The sequence below is a fragment of the Pseudomonas putida genome (assembly GCF_022627325.1).
GTDB classification, from domain to species: Bacteria; Pseudomonadota; Gammaproteobacteria; order Pseudomonadales; family Pseudomonadaceae; genus Aquipseudomonas; species Aquipseudomonas putida_X.
Genome location: NZ_JAETZZ010000019.1, coordinates 54,879 through 71,796, shown reverse-complemented (window position 1 = coordinate 71,796; position 16,918 = coordinate 54,879). Strand labels below are relative to the sequence as shown.

Annotated in this window: 14 protein-coding genes and 1 pseudogene; all 15 read left to right on the top strand. The window is 64.4% G+C overall.

Translation table 11 applies throughout. From position 1 onward, the window contains the following. The first annotated feature begins 182 nt into the window (after window positions 1-182). Window positions 183-1,208 carry an NAD(P)H-dependent glycerol-3-phosphate dehydrogenase gene (locus JNA92_RS24090; protein ID WP_241807033.1) on the top strand — a complete coding sequence of 342 codons (1,026 nt, stop codon included), beginning with the start codon at window positions 183-185 and terminating at the stop codon, window positions 1,206-1,208. Window positions 1,209-1,265: 57 nt separating this feature from the next. Then, window positions 1,266-1,613: a DUF4389 domain-containing protein gene (locus tag JNA92_RS24085; RefSeq protein ID WP_046785237.1), complete on the top strand. Its 348-nt coding sequence runs from the start codon at window positions 1,266-1,268 to the stop codon at window positions 1,611-1,613. After that, window positions 1,610-2,068 (top strand): phosphohistidine phosphatase SixA, encoded by a 459-nt coding sequence (sixA, locus tag JNA92_RS24080; RefSeq protein ID WP_241807032.1) that lies wholly within the window; start codon window positions 1,610-1,612, stop codon window positions 2,066-2,068. The genes JNA92_RS24085 and sixA overlap by 4 nt, the downstream gene beginning before the upstream one ends. 173 nt (window positions 2,069-2,241) lie before the next feature. Further along, the gene (locus JNA92_RS24075; RefSeq protein ID WP_241807031.1) at window positions 2,242-3,030 is read left to right on the top strand and encodes an alpha/beta fold hydrolase; all 789 of its coding nucleotides are present in this window, start codon (window positions 2,242-2,244) and stop codon (window positions 3,028-3,030) included. Beyond that, on the top strand, window positions 3,027-3,881 hold the full coding sequence (locus tag JNA92_RS24070) for an alpha/beta hydrolase (protein WP_241807030.1): 855 nt from the start codon (window positions 3,027-3,029) through the stop codon (window positions 3,879-3,881). Before JNA92_RS24075 ends, JNA92_RS24070 begins: the two co-directional genes overlap by 4 nt. A 109-nt stretch (window positions 3,882-3,990) precedes the next feature. Then, window positions 3,991-4,782, top strand: coding sequence for a DUF4892 domain-containing protein (locus JNA92_RS24065; RefSeq protein ID WP_241807029.1), 792 nt, complete (start codon window positions 3,991-3,993; stop codon window positions 4,780-4,782). A 12-nt stretch (window positions 4,783-4,794) separates the two neighbouring features. Further along, window positions 4,795-5,847, top strand: coding sequence for an AI-2E family transporter (locus JNA92_RS24060; RefSeq protein ID WP_241807028.1), 1,053 nt, complete (start codon window positions 4,795-4,797; stop codon window positions 5,845-5,847). 173 nt (window positions 5,848-6,020) lie between these two features. Then, window positions 6,021-6,110, top strand: coding sequence for a K(+)-transporting ATPase subunit F (kdpF, locus tag JNA92_RS24055; protein WP_039602773.1), 90 nt, complete (start codon window positions 6,021-6,023; stop codon window positions 6,108-6,110). Window positions 6,111-6,119: 9 nt separating this feature from the next. After that, window positions 6,120-7,814 (top strand): potassium-transporting ATPase subunit KdpA, encoded by a 1,695-nt coding sequence (gene kdpA / locus JNA92_RS24050; protein ID WP_241807027.1) that lies wholly within the window; start codon window positions 6,120-6,122, stop codon window positions 7,812-7,814. 10 nt (window positions 7,815-7,824) lie between these two features. Next, window positions 7,825-9,879, top strand: a complete 2,055-nt coding sequence (gene kdpB / locus JNA92_RS24045; protein WP_241807026.1) for a potassium-transporting ATPase subunit KdpB — start codon at window positions 7,825-7,827, stop codon at window positions 9,877-9,879. Window positions 9,880-9,889: 10 nt separating this feature from the next. Continuing rightward, window positions 9,890-10,441 carry a potassium-transporting ATPase subunit KdpC gene (gene kdpC, locus JNA92_RS24040; RefSeq protein WP_241807025.1) on the top strand — a complete coding sequence of 184 codons (552 nt, stop codon included), beginning with the start codon at window positions 9,890-9,892 and terminating at the stop codon, window positions 10,439-10,441. 149 nt (window positions 10,442-10,590) lie between these two features. Next, window positions 10,591-13,245: a sensor histidine kinase gene (locus JNA92_RS24035; RefSeq protein WP_241807024.1), complete on the top strand. Its 2,655-nt coding sequence runs from the start codon at window positions 10,591-10,593 to the stop codon at window positions 13,243-13,245. Further along, a complete protein-coding gene (locus JNA92_RS24030; protein WP_241807023.1) occupies window positions 13,242-13,937 on the top strand; it encodes a response regulator in 696 nt (231 codons plus the stop codon). Before JNA92_RS24035 ends, JNA92_RS24030 begins: the two co-directional genes overlap by 4 nt. Before the next feature lie 398 nt (window positions 13,938-14,335). After that, complete coding sequence (locus tag JNA92_RS24025; protein WP_241807022.1) at window positions 14,336-16,108, top strand: bifunctional diguanylate cyclase/phosphodiesterase; 1,773 nt, start codon at window positions 14,336-14,338, stop codon at window positions 16,106-16,108. Between the two features lie 39 nt (window positions 16,109-16,147). After that, window positions 16,148-16,909: pseudogene (locus JNA92_RS25865) on the top strand (PAS domain-containing protein); the annotation flags it as partial. Window positions 16,910-16,918 lie beyond the last annotated feature (9 nt).

The following is a 16,918-nucleotide window of genomic DNA, read 5'->3' as shown; positions in this document are numbered from 1 at the left end:
ACGAGCTACAAGCTACAAGCTGCAAGAAACAGCGACCTCACTGGCCACAAGGTTTTCTTATGGCTTGAAGCTTGAAGCTTGCGGCTTGCAGCTTGCAGCTTGCAGCTTGTAGCTCGCACCCCCTGGGATGGTCGTATAATGGCCCCCGTCGCCAATTAACTAATGGCTTTAACGGATTGAATATGACTGAACAGCAACCTGTTGCAGTTCTGGGAGGCGGCAGCTTCGGCACCGCAGTGGCGAACCTGCTGGCGCAGAACGGCGTGCCGGTGCGCCAATGGATGCGTGACCCTGAGCAGGCCGAGGCCATGCGCATCAATCGCGAGAACCCGCGCTACCTCAAAGGCATCCGCCTGCATGACGGCGTCGAGCCGGTCAACGACCTGCTGGCCACGTTGCACAGCAGCGACCTGATCTTCGTTGCGCTGCCTTCCAGCGCCTTGCGCAGCGTCCTGGCCCCGCATGCCGGGCTGTTGCGCGGCAAATGCCTGGTCAGCCTGACCAAAGGCATCGAAGCACAGAGCTTCAAGCTGATGAGCCAGATCCTCGAAGAAATCGCACCCGATGCACGAATCGGTGTGTTGTCCGGGCCAAACCTGGCCCGCGAGATCGCTGAGCATGCGCTGACCGCTACCGTGGTCGCCAGCGAAGATGAAGACCTCTGCCAGCGCGTGCAGGCGGTATTGCACGGGCGTACCTTCCGTGTCTACGCCAGCAGCGACCGCTTCGGTGTCGAGCTGGGCGGTGCCCTGAAGAACGTCTATGCGATCATCGCTGGCATGGCCGTGGCATTGGGGATGGGCGAAAACACCAAGAGCATGCTGATTACCCGGGCGCTGGCAGAAATGACCCGTTTCGCCGTGAGCCAAGGTGCCAACCCCATGACCTTCCTCGGCCTTGCCGGGGTCGGCGACCTGATCGTCACCTGTTCTTCGCCCAAGAGCCGCAACTACCAGGTCGGTCACGCCCTGGGCCAGGGCCTGACGCTGGAGCAGGCAGTCACTCGCCTGGGCGAAGTGGCCGAAGGGGTCAATACCCTCAAGGTACTCAAGGCCAAGGCTGAGGAGGTCCAGGTCTACATGCCGCTGGTGGCCGGGCTGCACGCCATCCTCTTCGAAGGCCGCACGCTGAACCAGGTGATCGAGCGCCTGATGCGTGCCGAGCCCAAGACCGACGTCGACTTCATTTCCATCAGCGGTTTCAACTGAGCCTTCAGCGGCTTCAAATGAGCCTTCAGCGGCTTTGGACAGAACAAGGAGCGACACATGAACGATACCCCTGAGCGCGCCCAGCGCGAGTCGATCATCCTGCGCGTGTTGTGGATGCTGGTGTTTCTGGTGGTGTGGCAATTGGCCGAGCTGCTGCTCGGCGGCCTGGTGCTGGTGCAGCTCATCTACCGCCTGATCTACGGCGCGCCGAGCGCCAGCCTGATGAACTTCGGCGACAGCCTGAGCCAGTATCTGGCGCAGATCGGTCGCTTTGGCACCTTCCATACCGACAGCAAACCGTGGCCTTTCGCTGACTGGCCCACGCCGCGTGCGCCGGAAGGCGAAGCGCCCCATGCCGTTGCTCCAGCACCCCATCCGGTACGCGACGAGGAGCCCAAACTGTGAAACTGTGGGTATTGCGCCACGGTGAGGCTGAGCCCAGGGCCAACACCGACGCCGAACGACGCCTGACTGCCCACGGCCGCGAGCAGGTGCTGCACAGTGCTGCGCACCTGCTTGGCCAGCCGCTGCAGGCCATCCTTGCCAGCCCCTACGTGCGTGCTCAGCAAACCGCCGCCCTGGTGCATGACACCCTGGGCTTCGCCGAGCCGGTGCGCACCGTGCCCTGGCTGACGCCGGAAAGCAACGTGCAAGAGGTGATCGCCGAACTCGAACGCCTGGGGCTTGAGCAGGTATTGCTGGTCAGCCACCAGCCGTTGGTGGGCGCGCTGGTGGGCATGCTGGAGCATGGCCACGCGCAACAGCCTGCGCCGCTGAGCACCGCCAGCCTGGCGCAGCTTGAAGGCGACTGGCCGCTGGCGGGGCTGATGACCCTGCAGGCCCTGCATCACGCCCCTTGAGTGATCGGCAACGGGCCTTTGTGCCTGTTGCCGTGCCCTCTGCCGATTGCTCGCATACCCGCCTGGTGAGCCCTCGGTGACCTGATCGCCCTCGCCGATGACCTTTACAGGCGTTGCCGAGCGCGAGCCGGATGCCGACAATGGGCCATCATCCCCGTACCGGACCAGGTGCCATGTCGCAGCAGATCTTCTTCGCCCATGCCAACGGATTCCCGTCGGCCACCTATGGCAAGCTGTTCGCTGCCCTGGCGCCGGATTACCAGGTGCAGCATTTGCCCCAGCATGCTCATGACCCCCGCTTTCCGGTGAACGAGAACTGGCAGAGCCTGGTGGACGAACTTTTACACCACCTGGCCAGGCAGGATCAGCCGGTGTGGGGGGTAGGGCACTCGCTCGGTGGCGTGCTGCACCTGCATGCAGCCCTGCGCTGCCCGGCTTACTACCGCGGTGTGGTCATGCTTGACTCACCGGTGCTGACCCGCGCCGATCAGTGGTTGCTGCGCACCGCCAAGCGCTTTGGCTTCATCGACCGCATTACCCCTGCTGGCCGCACCCTGGGCCGGCGAGAAGCGTTCAGCGACCGCGCCAGCGCACGGGATTATTTCGCCAGCAAGAAGCTGTTCCGGCATTTTGACCCCGACTGCCTGGAAGCCTACCTCGAGCATGGCCTGGAAGACGTGGAGCAGGGGGTACGCCTGCGCTTCGATCCGGCTACCGAGATCAGCATCTACCGCAGCATTCCTCACGCCAGCCCGGCCCCTGCACGGCAGCTTCAGGTACCCCTGGCGATGGTGCGGGGGGAGCGCAGCAATGTGATTCGTCGCCACCACACGTTGGCGGTGCGCGGCATGCCCAAGGGCGAATACCACAGCGTGCCCGGTGGGCACATGTTCCCGCTGGAGCGGCCGACAGACACTGCCAGCCTGATCAAAGGCCTGTTCGACCGCTGGGGCCAGGCATGAGTGCCCATGTCGAGGAAATCCGCCTCAGCCTCGGCCATATCGAACTGGCTGCTCACCTGTTCGGCCCCGAAGATGGCCTGCCGGTGATCGCCCTGCATGGCTGGCTGGACAACGCCAACAGTTTTGCCCGCCTCGCACCGCAATTGAAAGGCCTGCGTATCCTCGCCCTGGACCTTGCCGGGCACGGCTACTCGCAGCACCGCCCGCCAGGCGCCGGCTATGCGCTGGCCGACTACGCCCATGATGTACTGCGGGTTGCCGAACAACTGGGCTGGCAACGGTTTGCCCTGTTGGGGCATTCGCTGGGGGCGATCATTTCGGTGCAACTGGCCGCCGCCCTGCCAGAGCGGGTCAGCCACCTGGCGCTGATCGATGGCGTCATCCCGCCGACCGGGGCCGAGGAGGATGCCGGCGAGCGCCTGGGGTTGGCGCTGCAGGCCCAATTGCGCCTGGATGGCAAACGCAAGTCGGTCTACAAGACCCTGGAGGAGGGCGTGCAGGCGCGCATGAAGGGCATGGTCGCGGTCAGCCGGGACGCTGCCGAGTTGCTCGCCCAGCGCGGACTGATGCCGGTGCCTGGCGGTTACAGCTGGCGCAGTGACAGCCGCCTGACGTTACCGTCGCCGGTGCGCTTGAGCCATGCCCAGGCCATGGCCTACGTGCGCCGGGTGAACTGCCCGGCCTGCCTGGTGGTGGCGGCCGATGGCATGCTGGCGCGCCACGCTGAGCTGCTGCAGCAGCTAACCTTTGAACAGACGGTGCTGCCCGGTGGCCATCATCTGCACCTGAACGATGACCACGGTGCGGCCCTTGTCGCAGACTGTATCAATCGCTTCTTTGGCTTTGCTTGACTTGAGCCGGACAAGTGTCGAGGCTTGGCGGGTTGAACAGGGAGACAACCATGCAACTGCCAGACATCCTGGAGCTTCATCACGGCGCTCGCCGCCGCGCGGGTCGCCGATGAGCGTGCCCGTCATGATTCGTACTGCCGGCGCCTGCCTGGCGCTCGTCAGCCCGTTGCTGTGGGCCGACGCCCTGCCGGTGCCTGTGGATGCCAAAGTGGTCGAACAACGCCCGGCAGTCGAGCAGGAACGCATCTACCCAATGGGCCCACTGCGCAAGATCAGCGGCCGTCTGCGCGTGGACGACAAGGTCGAGAGCCGGGGCCAGGTCAGCTCCATCACCTACGAGCTGCCGGAAGAGCGCACGGCGCGCGAGGCTTTTGCCAGCGCCCGTGAAGCACTGCAGCGCGATGGCGGCTATCCGTTGTTCTGGTGTCTGGGCCGTGATTGCGGCGAAGCCAGCCTGTGGGGCAACGAGGTATTCGGCAGCGCGCGGCTCAATGGCGGTGACGAGCAGCAGGCGTTCATCCTTCTGCGCCGCTCCGCCGAAGAGGCAGATACCCTGGTGGCGCTTTACGCCGTAACCCGCGGCAACCGTCGCGCCTACCTGCATGTGGAAGAGTTCGTCGCCAGCAGCCCGCTGGGTGAATTGCTGCCGACACCCGCCACGGTGCTGCTTGAAATGCGCGACACTGGCAAGCTCGACTACCCCGACCTGGGGGCACCTGAGCCTGCGTGGGTGGCGCTGTTGGGGCGCAGCCTGAAGCTGGATATCACGTTGCGCGCCAGCCTCAGCGGTGCCCAGGCCGAAGCCTGGCGTCAGCAACTGATCAAGGCCGGCGTACGCAGCAACCGGCTCGAAGTCGGCGATACCCCCACCGATGGCCTGCACCTGGAACTGATCCGTTGAATGAGCGCCACCATGGCCAACAATGATCGCCTGCTGATCCAGATTATCCTGCTGACCTTGCTCGGCGCCACGTTGTGGGTGATGGCGCCGTTCATCTCCGCGTTGTTGTGGGGGGCAATCCTGGCATTTGCCAGTTGGCCGCTGATGCGCCTGCTGACGCGCGCACTGGGTGGGCGTGAAACATTGGCAGCAGGCCTGCTGACCTCGGCCTGGATCCTGATCGTGGCCTTGCCGCTGGTGTTGTTGGGCTTCAACCTCGCCGACCACGTTCGGGACGCCACTGCCTTCGTGCGCGACGTGCAGGTCGATGGTTTGCCTGATGCCCCGGCATGGCTGGGTGGCATTCCGCTGGTAGGTGAGCGGCTGGTCAGCGGCTGGCAATCCCTGGACCAGCAGGGTGCTGCGCTGATCGCGTCGGTCAAACCTCACCTGGGGCAGGTCGGCAACTGGTTGCTGGCGCGCAGTGCGCAAATCGGCAGCGGTGTGCTGGAGCTGACGCTGAGCCTGGTGTTCGTATTCTTTTTCTACCGCGATGGGCCGCGCCTGGCGGCGTTCGTCCTGCGCTTGCTGAACCGCCTTGTAGGTGAGCGTGCCGAGTATTACCTGGACCTGGTAGCGGGCACCGTGCAACGGGTGGTGAACGGGGTGATCGGTACTGCGGCGGCACAGGCACTGCTGGCCTTGATCGGCTTCCTGATTGCCGGTGTGCCGGGGGCCATCGTGCTGGGCCTGGTCACCTTCATGCTCAGCCTGATCCCCATGGGGCCACCACTGGCGTGGATACCCGCGACGGCCTGGCTGGTATGGAAGGGTGAGTACGGCATGGCGGTGTTCCTGGGTATCTGGGGCACCTTCGTCATCAGTGGTGTGGACAACGTGCTCAAGCCTTACCTGATCAGCAGGGGCGGCAACCTGCCGCTGGTCATCGTGCTGCTCGGGGTGTTTGGCGGTTTGATTGCCTTTGGCTTCATTGGCCTGTTCATCGGGCCGACCCTGCTGGCGGTGGGGTATAGCCTGCTGCTGGACTGGAGCCGCAACGCCGGGCAGCCAACCCCCCAACCTTAGCCTGCCTGACCCCTGGCGGGCTTGCCCGCCGATGGGCCGGTGCAGGCAACGGCCCGTCCTGATCTTTACGCATTCTTTATCCCCAGCCCCGCGCCTCGATCTCGCCCCTTTACGCCTTCCCCTCGGACAATTCCCCCAAAGCGGCCCAAGCCGTAACCAGGGGAGATCCACACATGAACATGCTCGACGGGCTGTCACTGCTACTGGCAGTGGCATTGGCGGTTTACCTGCTGATGGCGCTGCTGCGCGCCGATCGCAGCTAGGGAGCGGCCATGCACAGTTATGACTACGCGTTGCTGTTGGCGTTTTTCGCTATCGTGCTGCTATCGGCACCCTGGCTCGGGCGGTTCTTCTTCCACGTCATGGAAGGCCAGCGGACTTGGCTGACGCCGCTGCTTGGGCCGGTGGAGCGGGGCTGCTACCGGCTGGCCGGCGTGCGCGCCGATCAGGAACAGAACTGGAAGCAGTACGCCCTGGCGCTGATGGCGTTCAACCTGGCCGGCTTCGTGCTGCTCTTCAGCGTGCTTTTGCTGCAAGGGTACCTGCCGCTCAACCCGCAACGCTTGCCCGGCCTGGAATGGTCGTTGGCTTTCAACACCGCGGTGAGTTTCGTCACCAACACCAACTGGCAGGCTTACAGCGGTGAAGCTTCGGTCAGTTACCTGAGCCAGATGCTTGGCATGACCGTACAGAACTTTGTCAGCGCCGCTACCGGGCTGGCCGTACTGGTCGCCTTGTGCCGCGGCATCGCCCGCCGCTCGACCAGCAGTATTGGCAACTTCTGGGTCGACATAACCCGTGCCACCCTGTACGGCCTGTTGCCGTTCTGCCTGGTGCTCGCGCTGCTGCTGGTCTGGCAGGGTGTGCCGCAGACTTTCGCTGACTACGCCCACGCGGTGACCCTGCAAGGCGCTGACCAGACGATTCCGCTCGGCCCTGCCGCCAGCCAGATCGCGATCAAGCAATTGGGGACCAACGGTGGCGGCTTCTTCGGTGTCAACTCGGCGCACCCGTTCGAGAACCCCACGGCCTGGAGCAACCTGTTCGAGGTGGCTTCGATCATCCTGATCCCGGCCGCCCTGGTCTTCACCTTCGGCCATTACGTCAAGGACCTGCGCCAGAGCCGGGCGATTCTTGCCTGCATGCTCGGCCTGTTTCTGCTTGGCGGCGCGACCGCGCTGTGGTCGGAGCACCAGCCCAACCCGGCGCTTGACAGCGCGCAGGTTCAACAGAGCGCACCCCTGGAGGGCAAGGAAAGCCGCTTCGGCACGACCGGCTCGGTGCTGTGGGCGGTGACCACCACCGCAGCGTCCAACGGGTCGGTCAACACCATGCACGACAGCCTCAACCCACTCACCGGCATGGTCGCCATGGTCAACATGATGGTCGGCGAGGTGATCTTCGGCGGTGTTGGCGCGGGGCTCTACGGCATGTTGCTGTTCGTGTTGATCGCCGTGTTCCTGGCCGGCTTGATGATCGGCCGGACCCCGGAATACCTCGGCAAGAAACTGCAGGCTCGGGAAGTGCAGCTGTTGGTGGCAACCCTCCTGGTGATGCCGGTCGGCGTGCTGGTGCTTGGCGCTATCGCCGCCAGCCTGCCAGGCCCTGCCGGCGCGGTCAGCAACCCGGGTGCCCATGGCTTCAGCCAGTTGCTCTACGCCTACACCTCCGGCGCCGCCAACAACGGCTCGGCGTTCGCAGGTTTCGGCGCCAACACAGTGTTCCACAACGTGATGATCGGCCTGGCCATGCTCATCGGCCGCTTTGGCTACATCCTGCCGATCCTGGCCTTGGCTGGCAGCCTGGCAGCGAAGAAAAGCGCGCCCCAAGGGCTCAACAGCTTCCCGACCCATGGCCCGCTGTTCACCGGCCTGCTGCTGGTGACCATCCTGCTGGTGGGCGGCCTGACCTTCCTGCCAGCCCTGGCCCTTGGGCCAATCGCTGAACACCTGAGCCTGGGTTTCTGAGGAACCGACCATGAATATGCCCATTCCTGAAGTGAACGCCCGGCACAGCGCCAAGGACCAGACCCGCTTCGCCGCGCTGTGGCGCCCGGCGCTGGTGCAGGCATTCGTCAAGCTTGACCCGCGTCAGCTCAAGCGCTCGCCGGTCATGCTGGTGGTGGCTTTGACCGCCGTCTTGACCACCGTGCTGTGCTTTGCGCCCGGCAGTGACGTGAGCACCGGCGTTGCCGTGCAGATCGCGTTGTGGCTGTGGTTTACCGTGCTGTTCGCCAACTTTGCCGAAGCGCTGGCAGAGGGCCGGGGCAAGGCCCGCGCCGATAGCCTCAAGGCCGGCAGCCAGGGGCTGACCGCAGAGCGCCGGACGCGCGACGGCACGTTCGAGACCGTTGCCGCTGCGCAGTTACGCAAGGACGACGTAGTCCGTGTCGTGGCCGGCGAGATGATCCCAGGTGACGGCGAGGTGCTCGAAGGCATCGCCGCGGTCAACGAGGCGGCCATCACCGGTGAGTCGGCGCCGGTGATTCGCGAATCCGGTGGTGACCGCTCGGCTGTCACGGGCAATACCCGGCTGGTTTCCGACTGGTTGCTCATTCGCATCACCAGCAACCCTGGCGAGTCGACCCTGGACCGCATGATCGCCCTGGTCGAAGGCGCCAAGCGGCAGAAGACGCCCAACGAGATCGCGCTGGACATTCTGCTGATCGGCCTGACGTTGATCTTCCTGATCGTCGTGGTGACGCTGCAGCCATTCGCCCACTTCGCCGGCGGCAGCCTGCCACTGATTTTCCTCGCTGCACTGCTGGTGACGCTGATCCCGACCACCATTGGCGGCCTGCTGTCGGCCATCGGTATCGCCGGCATGGATCGCCTGGTGCGCCTTAACGTGATCGCCCGCTCGGGCCGTGCCGTGGAGGCGGCCGGTGACGTGCACACACTGATGCTCGACAAGACCGGTACCATCACCTTTGGCAACCGCCGCTGCAGCGCCCTGCATGCCGCCACCGGGGTGACTGCCAAGGAACTGGGCGAAGGTGCCTTGCTCGCTTCGCTGGCCGATGACACAGCCGAAGGCAAGTCGATCGTCGAGTACCTGCGCCAGTTGCATGACTTCGTCGAGCCGGGCGCGGGGCAGTTCAACACCGTCGCCTTCAGTGCCGAGACACGCCTGTCGGGCATCGATTTCCAGCAGCATTGCTACCGCAAGGGCGCCGTTGATGCCGTGCTCGCCTTCGTCGGCATGCAGCGCCTGGAAATGCCGCTGGCGCTGACGCGTGAAGTTGAACGCATCGCCCAGAGTGGTGGTACGCCGCTGCTGGTGTGCGTGGACAAGCGCCTGCTCGGTGTGATCCACCTCAAGGACGTGGTCAAGCCTGGCATCCGCGAACGCTTCGCCGAGTTGCGCAAGCTGGGTATTCGCACGGTAATGGTGACCGGCGACAACCCGCTGACTGCCGCGGCCATCGCCGCCGAAGCCGGTGTTGACGACGTGCTGGCCGAAGCCACGCCGGAGAAGAAGCTGGCGCGCATCCGCCAGGAGCAGAACGACGGCCGCCTGGTGGCCATGTGCGGCGACGGTGCCAACGACGCCCCGGCCCTGGCCCAGGCTGACGTGGGCATGGCCATGAACGACGGTACCCAGGCTGCGCGCGAGGCCGCTAACATGGTCGACCTGGACAGCGACCCGACCAAGCTGCTGGACGTGGTCCAGGTGGGCAAGGAGTTGCTGGTGACCCGTGGCGCGCTGACCACCTTTTCCATCGCCAACGACGTGGCCAAGTACTTCGCCATCCTGCCGGCGTTGTTCGCCGCCATCTACCCGCAACTGGGCGTGCTCAACCTGATGCACCTGGCCAGCCCGCAGAGTGCGATCCTTTCGGCCATCGTGTTCAACGCGCTGATCATCATCGTACTGATCCCGCTGGCGCTGCGCGGTGTGCGGGTACAGGCGGCCAGTGCTGCTCATCTGCTGCGACGCAACCTGCTGATCTACGGCCTGGGCGGCATCATCGTGCCATTTGTCGGGATCAAGCTGATCGACCTGCTGCTCAACGCTTTGCACTTGGTCTGAGGAGGCCACCATGAACACCTATGTACGCCCGGCGCTGAGCCTGATCCTGTCGCTGGCAGTGGTCACCGGTGCGCTGTATCCACTGGCGGTGACCGGGGTTGCGCAAGTGGTTTTTCCGGAGCAGGCCAATGGCAGCCTGGTGCGCGATGAGCAGGGCAAGGTGCGCGGCTCGGCACTGATCGCCCAGGATTTCCAAGGCGATGGCTGGTTCCATTCGCGGCCTTCGGCGGGGGCTTATGCCACCGTGGCCAGCAGCGCGAGCAACCTGTCGCCAAGCAACCCGGCGCTGGCCGAACGGGTCACGGGCGATGCCGCGAAGCTGTACCAGGCTGGGCAGGGGCCGGTGCCGCAGGCCTTGCTGACCACCTCGGGCAGTGGCCTGGACCCGCATTTGCCACCGCAGGCCGTGGCCTACCAGATTGCGCGGGTGGCGGCGGCGCGCCAGATACCGGTAGAGCGCTTGCAAGCCCTGCTGGAAGAGGCCACCCTCCACCCATTGATCGGGCCGCCTGTGGTCAATGTGCTGGCCCTTAACCAAGCGTTGAGCAAATTGGGGTCATGAATGTGGGGCCGCTTTGCGGCCCAATCGCCGGCAAGCCGGCTCACACAGGTCGTGCACAACTTTCCGAAGCTGTGAACCGCCTGTGGGGGTCGGCTTGTCGGCGATGCAGGCCCAGAAAAACCGATCGTGGCGCTATTGAAGGATGAAGCATGAGTGACGCAGCCCGCGCAGACGCGCTGTTGGCCAACCTGCCGCGCGAAGGGCGTGGCAGGCTCAAGGTATTTCTCGGTGCAGCACCCGGGGTGGGCAAGACCTACGCCATGCTCCAGGCGGCCCACGCCCAACAGCGCCAAGGCGTGCAGGTACTGGCAGGCGTAGTCGAAACCCACGGCCGCGCCGAAACCGAATCACTGCTCTCTGGCCTGGTCCAGCAACCTCTGCTGCGCAGCGAATACCGTGGTGTCACCCTGGAAGAAATGGATCTGGACGGCCTGCTCAAGGCCGCCCCGGATCTGGCCCTGGTCGACGAACTGGCCCACAGCAACGCCCCGGGCAGCCGCCACGCCAAACGCTGGCAAGACGTTCAGGAACTGCTAGCCGCCGGGATCGACGTGTACACCACGGTCAACGTCCAGCACCTGGAGAGCCTCAACGACAAGGTGCGCGACATTACCGGCGTGCACGTGCGTGAAACCCTGCCGGACTGGGTGCTGCAGGAGTCCTTCGAACTGGTGCTGATCGACCTGCCGCCGCGCGAGCTGCTCGAACGTCTGCGTGAGGGCAAAGTCTATGTGCCCGAGCAGGCTCGGGCTGCGATCGATGCCTATTTTTCCCAGACCAACCTCACCGCGTTGCGTGAGCTGGCCATGCAGGCCGCCGCCGCACAGGTCGATGCCGACCTGGCCCACGGCTACCGCCAGCGTGGCCAAGAAGCGCCGGCACTGCGCGGGCGTCTGCTGGTAGGTGTCGAGGGTGACGACCAGGCCGAACGCCTGGTGCGCCATGCCAGCCGGGTTGCGCAGCGTCGGCATTTGCCCTGGAGCCTGGTGCATGTGGACAACGGGCGGCTGCGCGACGAAACCGCACGCCAGCGTTTGCAGGCGGCGCAACAACTGGCTGAACGCCTGGGTGGGGAGGTGGTGGTGCTGCGCGCAGGCGAGGTGGCACGTACGCTGATCCAGCATGCCGTCGAGCGTCGAGCCAGCCTGGTGCTGGTAGGCCAGTCTCGGGACCGCCTGCGTCGTCGATTGTTCGGCGCAGGGGTGGCTGCCCGGTTGCTGCGCGAAAGCCACGGGCTTGAAATCAACGTGCTCGACCGCGATGTTCAGCCGGCCCCGGCACGTTCGACCGTGCGACGGGTGTGGGTATGGCGCCACTATCTGTTGGCACTGGCTGCCACCGCGCTGGCAACGGGGTTGTCCTGGGCGGTGTCGAGCGTGTTGGCGCTGCCCAATATTTCGCTGGTGTTCCTTGCCGCCGTATTGCTGGTTGCGGTGCGCAGCAGCCTGGGCCCGGCCTTGGCCTGTGCTGCCTTGTCGTTCCTGACCTATGACTTCCTGTTCATCCCGCCGAATTTTTCCTTCAGCATTCAGCGCGAAGAAGACGTGCTGACGCTGGTGTTCTTCCTGTTGATGGCTGCGCTTACCGGCAACCTCGCTGCGCGTCAGCGCCGGCAGTTGCAGGCCCTTCGCGAAACCCAGGCGCAGACCAACCAGTTGCTCGACCTGTCGCGACGGCTGACGGTCGCCACCGACCGGCAAGCCGTGTTCAACGCCGCCGGCCAGCACCTCAATGGCTGGCAGGACGTGCACGTGTGCCTGCTCGAACGCAACCCTGAAGGGCAGTTGCAAGTGGCCAGCGGCCAGGCTCAGGCCCTGAGCGACAACGAGCGCGCCGCCGCCGAATGGGCCTGGCAGCATGGGCAGGCCGCTGGCCATGGCAGCGACACCCTGCCTAACGGCCGATGGTGGTGGTGGCCATTGATCGTCGACGATCATCCCCTGGCCCTGCTCGGTGTGCGCCCCCAGTCCGGCGACCCTCTCAGTGCCCAGCGCCGCCGGCTGCTCATGGCGCTTGGTCAACCGCTGGCCCAGGCGCTGGCCCGAGCCCGCCTGGCCGAGCAACTGGAAGCCGCACGTCTGCACGGCGAGACCGAGCAGTTGCGCAGTGCACTGCTGGCCTCGGTGTCCCACGACCTTCGCACACCGCTGACCGCCATGCGTGGCAGTATCGACAGCCTGCTGGCGCTGGGCGAGGCCATCCCCACCGAAGACCGCCGCGAACTGTTGGAAGGCACCCGCAACGAAGCCGAGCGCCTTGACCGCTATATCCAGAACCTGCTTGACATGACCCGCCTGGGCCACGGCGGCCTGAAGCTGGCCCGCGACTGGGTCGCCCCGGCCGATATCGTCGGCAGTGCCCTGAACCGCCTTCGCGTGGTGCTCGCGCCGCTGCGCGTGCACACCGAGGTGCCCGCCGAGTTGCCGTTGCTGTTCGTGCACGCCGCGCTGATCGAACAGGCGCTGATCAACGTGCTGGAGAACGCGGCCCGCTTCTCACCTGCCCAAGGCCGCCTCGAACTGCAGGTGTCGGTGCACGAGGAGCAATTGCGCTTCGCGGTCAGCGATCAAGGGCCTGGTATCCCCGTGGCCGAGCGCGAGAAAATCTTCGATATGTTCTACACCGCAGCCCGCGGCGACCGTGGCGGGCAGGGCACCGGCCTGGGCCTGGCGATCTGCCAGGGCATGATCGGTGCCCATGGTGGGCAGATCCTGGTCAGCGAAGGCATCGATGGCCATGGCACCTGCATCACTCTATGCTTGCCCTTGCCCCAACAACCCGAAGCCGAAAGCGAAACCCCATGAGCCAGTCCGCCACCCTCCTGGTCATTGACGATGAACCGCAGATCCGCAAGTTCCTGCGCATCAGCCTGGCCTCACAAGGCTACAAGGTAATCGAGGCGGCCACCGGTAGCGAAGGGCTTGCTCAGGCTGCCTTGGCCAAGCCTGACCTGGTGGTGCTCGACCTCGGCTTGCCTGACATGGACGGGCAGCATGTGCTGCGCGAGTTGCGCGAGTGGAGTGCGGTGCCGGTGCTGGTGCTGTCGGTGCGTGCCAGCGAACTGCAAAAGGTCGATGCGCTGGATGGCGGGGCCAATGACTATGTGACCAAGCCGTTCGGCATCCAGGAGTTTTTGGCCAGGGTCCGTGCGCTGTTGCGCCAGGTACCGCAAGCGGGTGGGGGCGAGGTGACCGCGAGCTTTGGGCCGTTGACCGTGGACTTCGCCTTTCGCAAGGTGACGCTTGAGGGCGCAGAGGTGGCACTGACCCGCAAGGAATACGCGTTGTTGGCGCAACTTGCCGGGCATCCGGGGCGAGTCATTACCCAGCAGCAGTTGCTCAAGGATATCTGGGGCCCGACACACGTGGAGAACACCCATTATCTGCGGATTGTCGTGGGGCATTTGCGCCAGAAACTGGGCGATGATCCAACAGCACCGCGGTTCATCATCACCGAGGCCGGGGTGGGATACAGGCTGGTTGCGCCTTCCTCCTAGGGCCATTGCCAGGCAAGCTGAACGTCAGTTGACGCGCAAACCGAAACACCCCCCCTCCATTACTCCCCTTTTCTGAATAGTCGCAGCAACCCGCCAGTTGCAGCGACAGCGCCTCCATTCGCGCTTTTTGCCCAGGCGCAGCCTGGGGCGCGACCGTTCATTCCTTTGTACGCTAATTTAATTTTGTACAGGTATGCAGCGCTGAATTTGCCGAATTCACGGCGGATAGGTCTTTCCTGCCATCAAAAAATTGTACATCCATCTGGATTTGTACAGGTTTTGTCGGTACTGTTGAATTCCTCGCAGGAGCGCGGAACGTTCAAGGGAGTGATCGAGTCTCAGTAATAGCCTATTGCCATAACCTAGTTGCCATTCCGATCGGGGCAGGTGAAATGAACATGAATGTCGCCCCAGTGCCGTACAACGAAGAGCAGCGCCTGGCTGCGGTCGCCGAGTGGTGTGTTGCGCACCAGGACTGCAGCACCGAGCTGCGCACGCTGGTCGAATGGGCCGGACGGTACTTCAGTGCGCCGATATGCCTGATCTCGATCGTAAGTGAGTGCCAGCAGTGGTTCATGGCCAAGACTGCATTGGAGGCCGACAGCACGCCGCGGGATGTCGCGTTCTGTGCCCACACCATTCTTCAGGCGCAGCCGCTGGAAGTACTGGATGCGACGCTGGACCCGCGCTTTGCCGACAACCCACTGGTCACCGGTGCACCCGGCATTCGCTACTATTGCGGCGCTCCGCTGCTGGTAGACAAGCAGGTCGCGATTGGCAGTTTCTGCATCATCGATACAGCCCCGCGTGCGGCCTTGGATGATGCCCAGCGCGGGATGTTGCAGGCGTTCGCCGACATGGCAGTGCAGATCATTGCCGGCATACGTCGTCGAAATTTCTACGACCAGCCGACCGGGCTGTTCAACCGGGTAAAACTTGAATGCGACGTGCAGACGCGCCTTGAACGCCATGATGCCCTGACCGTGGTGGTGTTCGACATCATGCCGGCGCAGGTGCTGACGCACATGATCAAGGTGTTGGGCTACAACTTCGCCCACGACCTTACCCTTCAGGTGAAAGACCTGATCGTCAGCCAGCTTGACTCCGATCTGGCGTTGTACAAGATCAGCCCCACCCGGTTTGCCGTCATCGTGCACCAGCACCCGCTGGCAATGTGCGCGCGGGTCATCGGTGTGCTGAGCGATCCTGTGCTGTGTCATCAGATTCCTGTCCTGCTGGATGCCTCGGTCGGTATTTCACCGGTCAGCCGCTGCGACGACGATGGCAGCCTTGACTGGTTGCGCCGTGCGGTCGGCGCCGCCGACGCGGCCCGTGGCAACCCTGGCCGCTGCGCGCACTATCAGCCGGAGGTGGACGCCGCACAGCGCAGGGCCTTCTCCCTGCTGACCTCACTGGGGGCGGCGCTGCAGCGCGATGACGAGCTTAGCCTGCACCTGCAGCCGCGCGTCGAACTGCAAGGCCATACGTGCAACAGCGCTGAAGCGCTGTTGCGCTGGCGCCACCCGCAATTGGGGGATATTTCCCCTGCCGAGTTCATCGCCCTGGCCGAGAAAACCGCGCTGATAGCGTCGATCAGCCTGTGGGTGATGCACGCGGTGTTGAACATCCTGCAACACGCTCAGGCGCCAGACTTACGCATCAGTATGAATGTCACCGCGCGCGACCTGGAGAGCGCAGCATTCATGGATGCCTTGCTCGCCGAGCTCCAGCGCAGGGCCATCGCGCCGGGGCGCCTGCAGCTGGAGTTCACGGAAAGCGTGCTGATCGAGCAACCCGAAGAAGTGCGGCGACAATTGCTGCGCGCCCGTCAGGCGGGGATCGACGTCGCCATCGATGACTTTGGTACCGGCTATAGCAACTGGGCCTACCTCAGCCGCATTCCTGCCACGCTGGTGAAACTGGACCGTTCGTTGATCCAGAAGGCCACGCACAGTGCCAAGGACCTCCTGCTGGTGCAGTCGCTGGTGGGGCTGGCTAACCAGCTCGGTTACCAGGTGGTGGCCGAAGGCATCGAAACCGCTGAACAGCTCACCTGTGCCAAGGCCTGGGGTTGTGCCCAGGCGCAAGGCTATTACCTGGCAAGGCCCATGCCACTGGCCGCCTTCCAGACGTGGTACTGCAACAACCGGCTTCGCTGGTCGCAGTCCTGATTTGACTTATTCGTCGCTTATCCTCAGCAGGTAGCCAGCATGTTCAACCGGCAATTGAAAACCACGCTCGCCGAGCGTGAACGCGAACTGGAAAGCCTTCGGCAGTGCCTGGAGCAGATAGAGCAGGCCGGTTTTTTTCTGCGGCTCGACGGCGATTGGCGGATCCTCGACTGCAACCTCGTCAGTGCGGCTGCGTTCGGCGTGACGGTGGACGCCTTGGCCGGCACCTCCTTGAAGCAATGGCTTCCCGCCCAGGCCTTGGGCGGGTTGGCCAGCGCGCTTGCCAAGGGTGCGCCGGTGCACGATGACATGAGCCTGAGCGCGGCCAATGGCAAGTCGGCGTGGTGGCGCTTGGGCTGGTATCCGCGGTTGGATGCACAAGGGCGGGTATGCGAAATACGGGCATTCGGGCGCGACGTGTCGCAAGAGGTCGGGCTGGCCCGGGAAAACCAGGCGCTGCTCGACGCGCTGTTACGCTCCAGCGCGGTCATCCAGTTCGACCTGGCAGGCAATGTGCTGGCCGCCAATGACACGTTCCTGGCGGGCATGGGCTACCGCCTCGATGAAGTGGTGGGTAAGCATCACCGGATGTTTTGCTGCGCAGAAGACACCGCCAGCCCGGCTTATGCAGAATTCTGGCGAACGCTCAACACCGGCCGCTACGTCACTGGCCGCTTCCGCCGGCTGGACCGGCACGGGCAGGAAGTGTGGCTGGAAGCCAGTTACAACCCGGTGAACGACGCCCAGGGAAAACGGGTGCGGGTGGTGAAATTCGCCTCGGTGGTGACCGCACAGGTCCAGCGTGAAGAG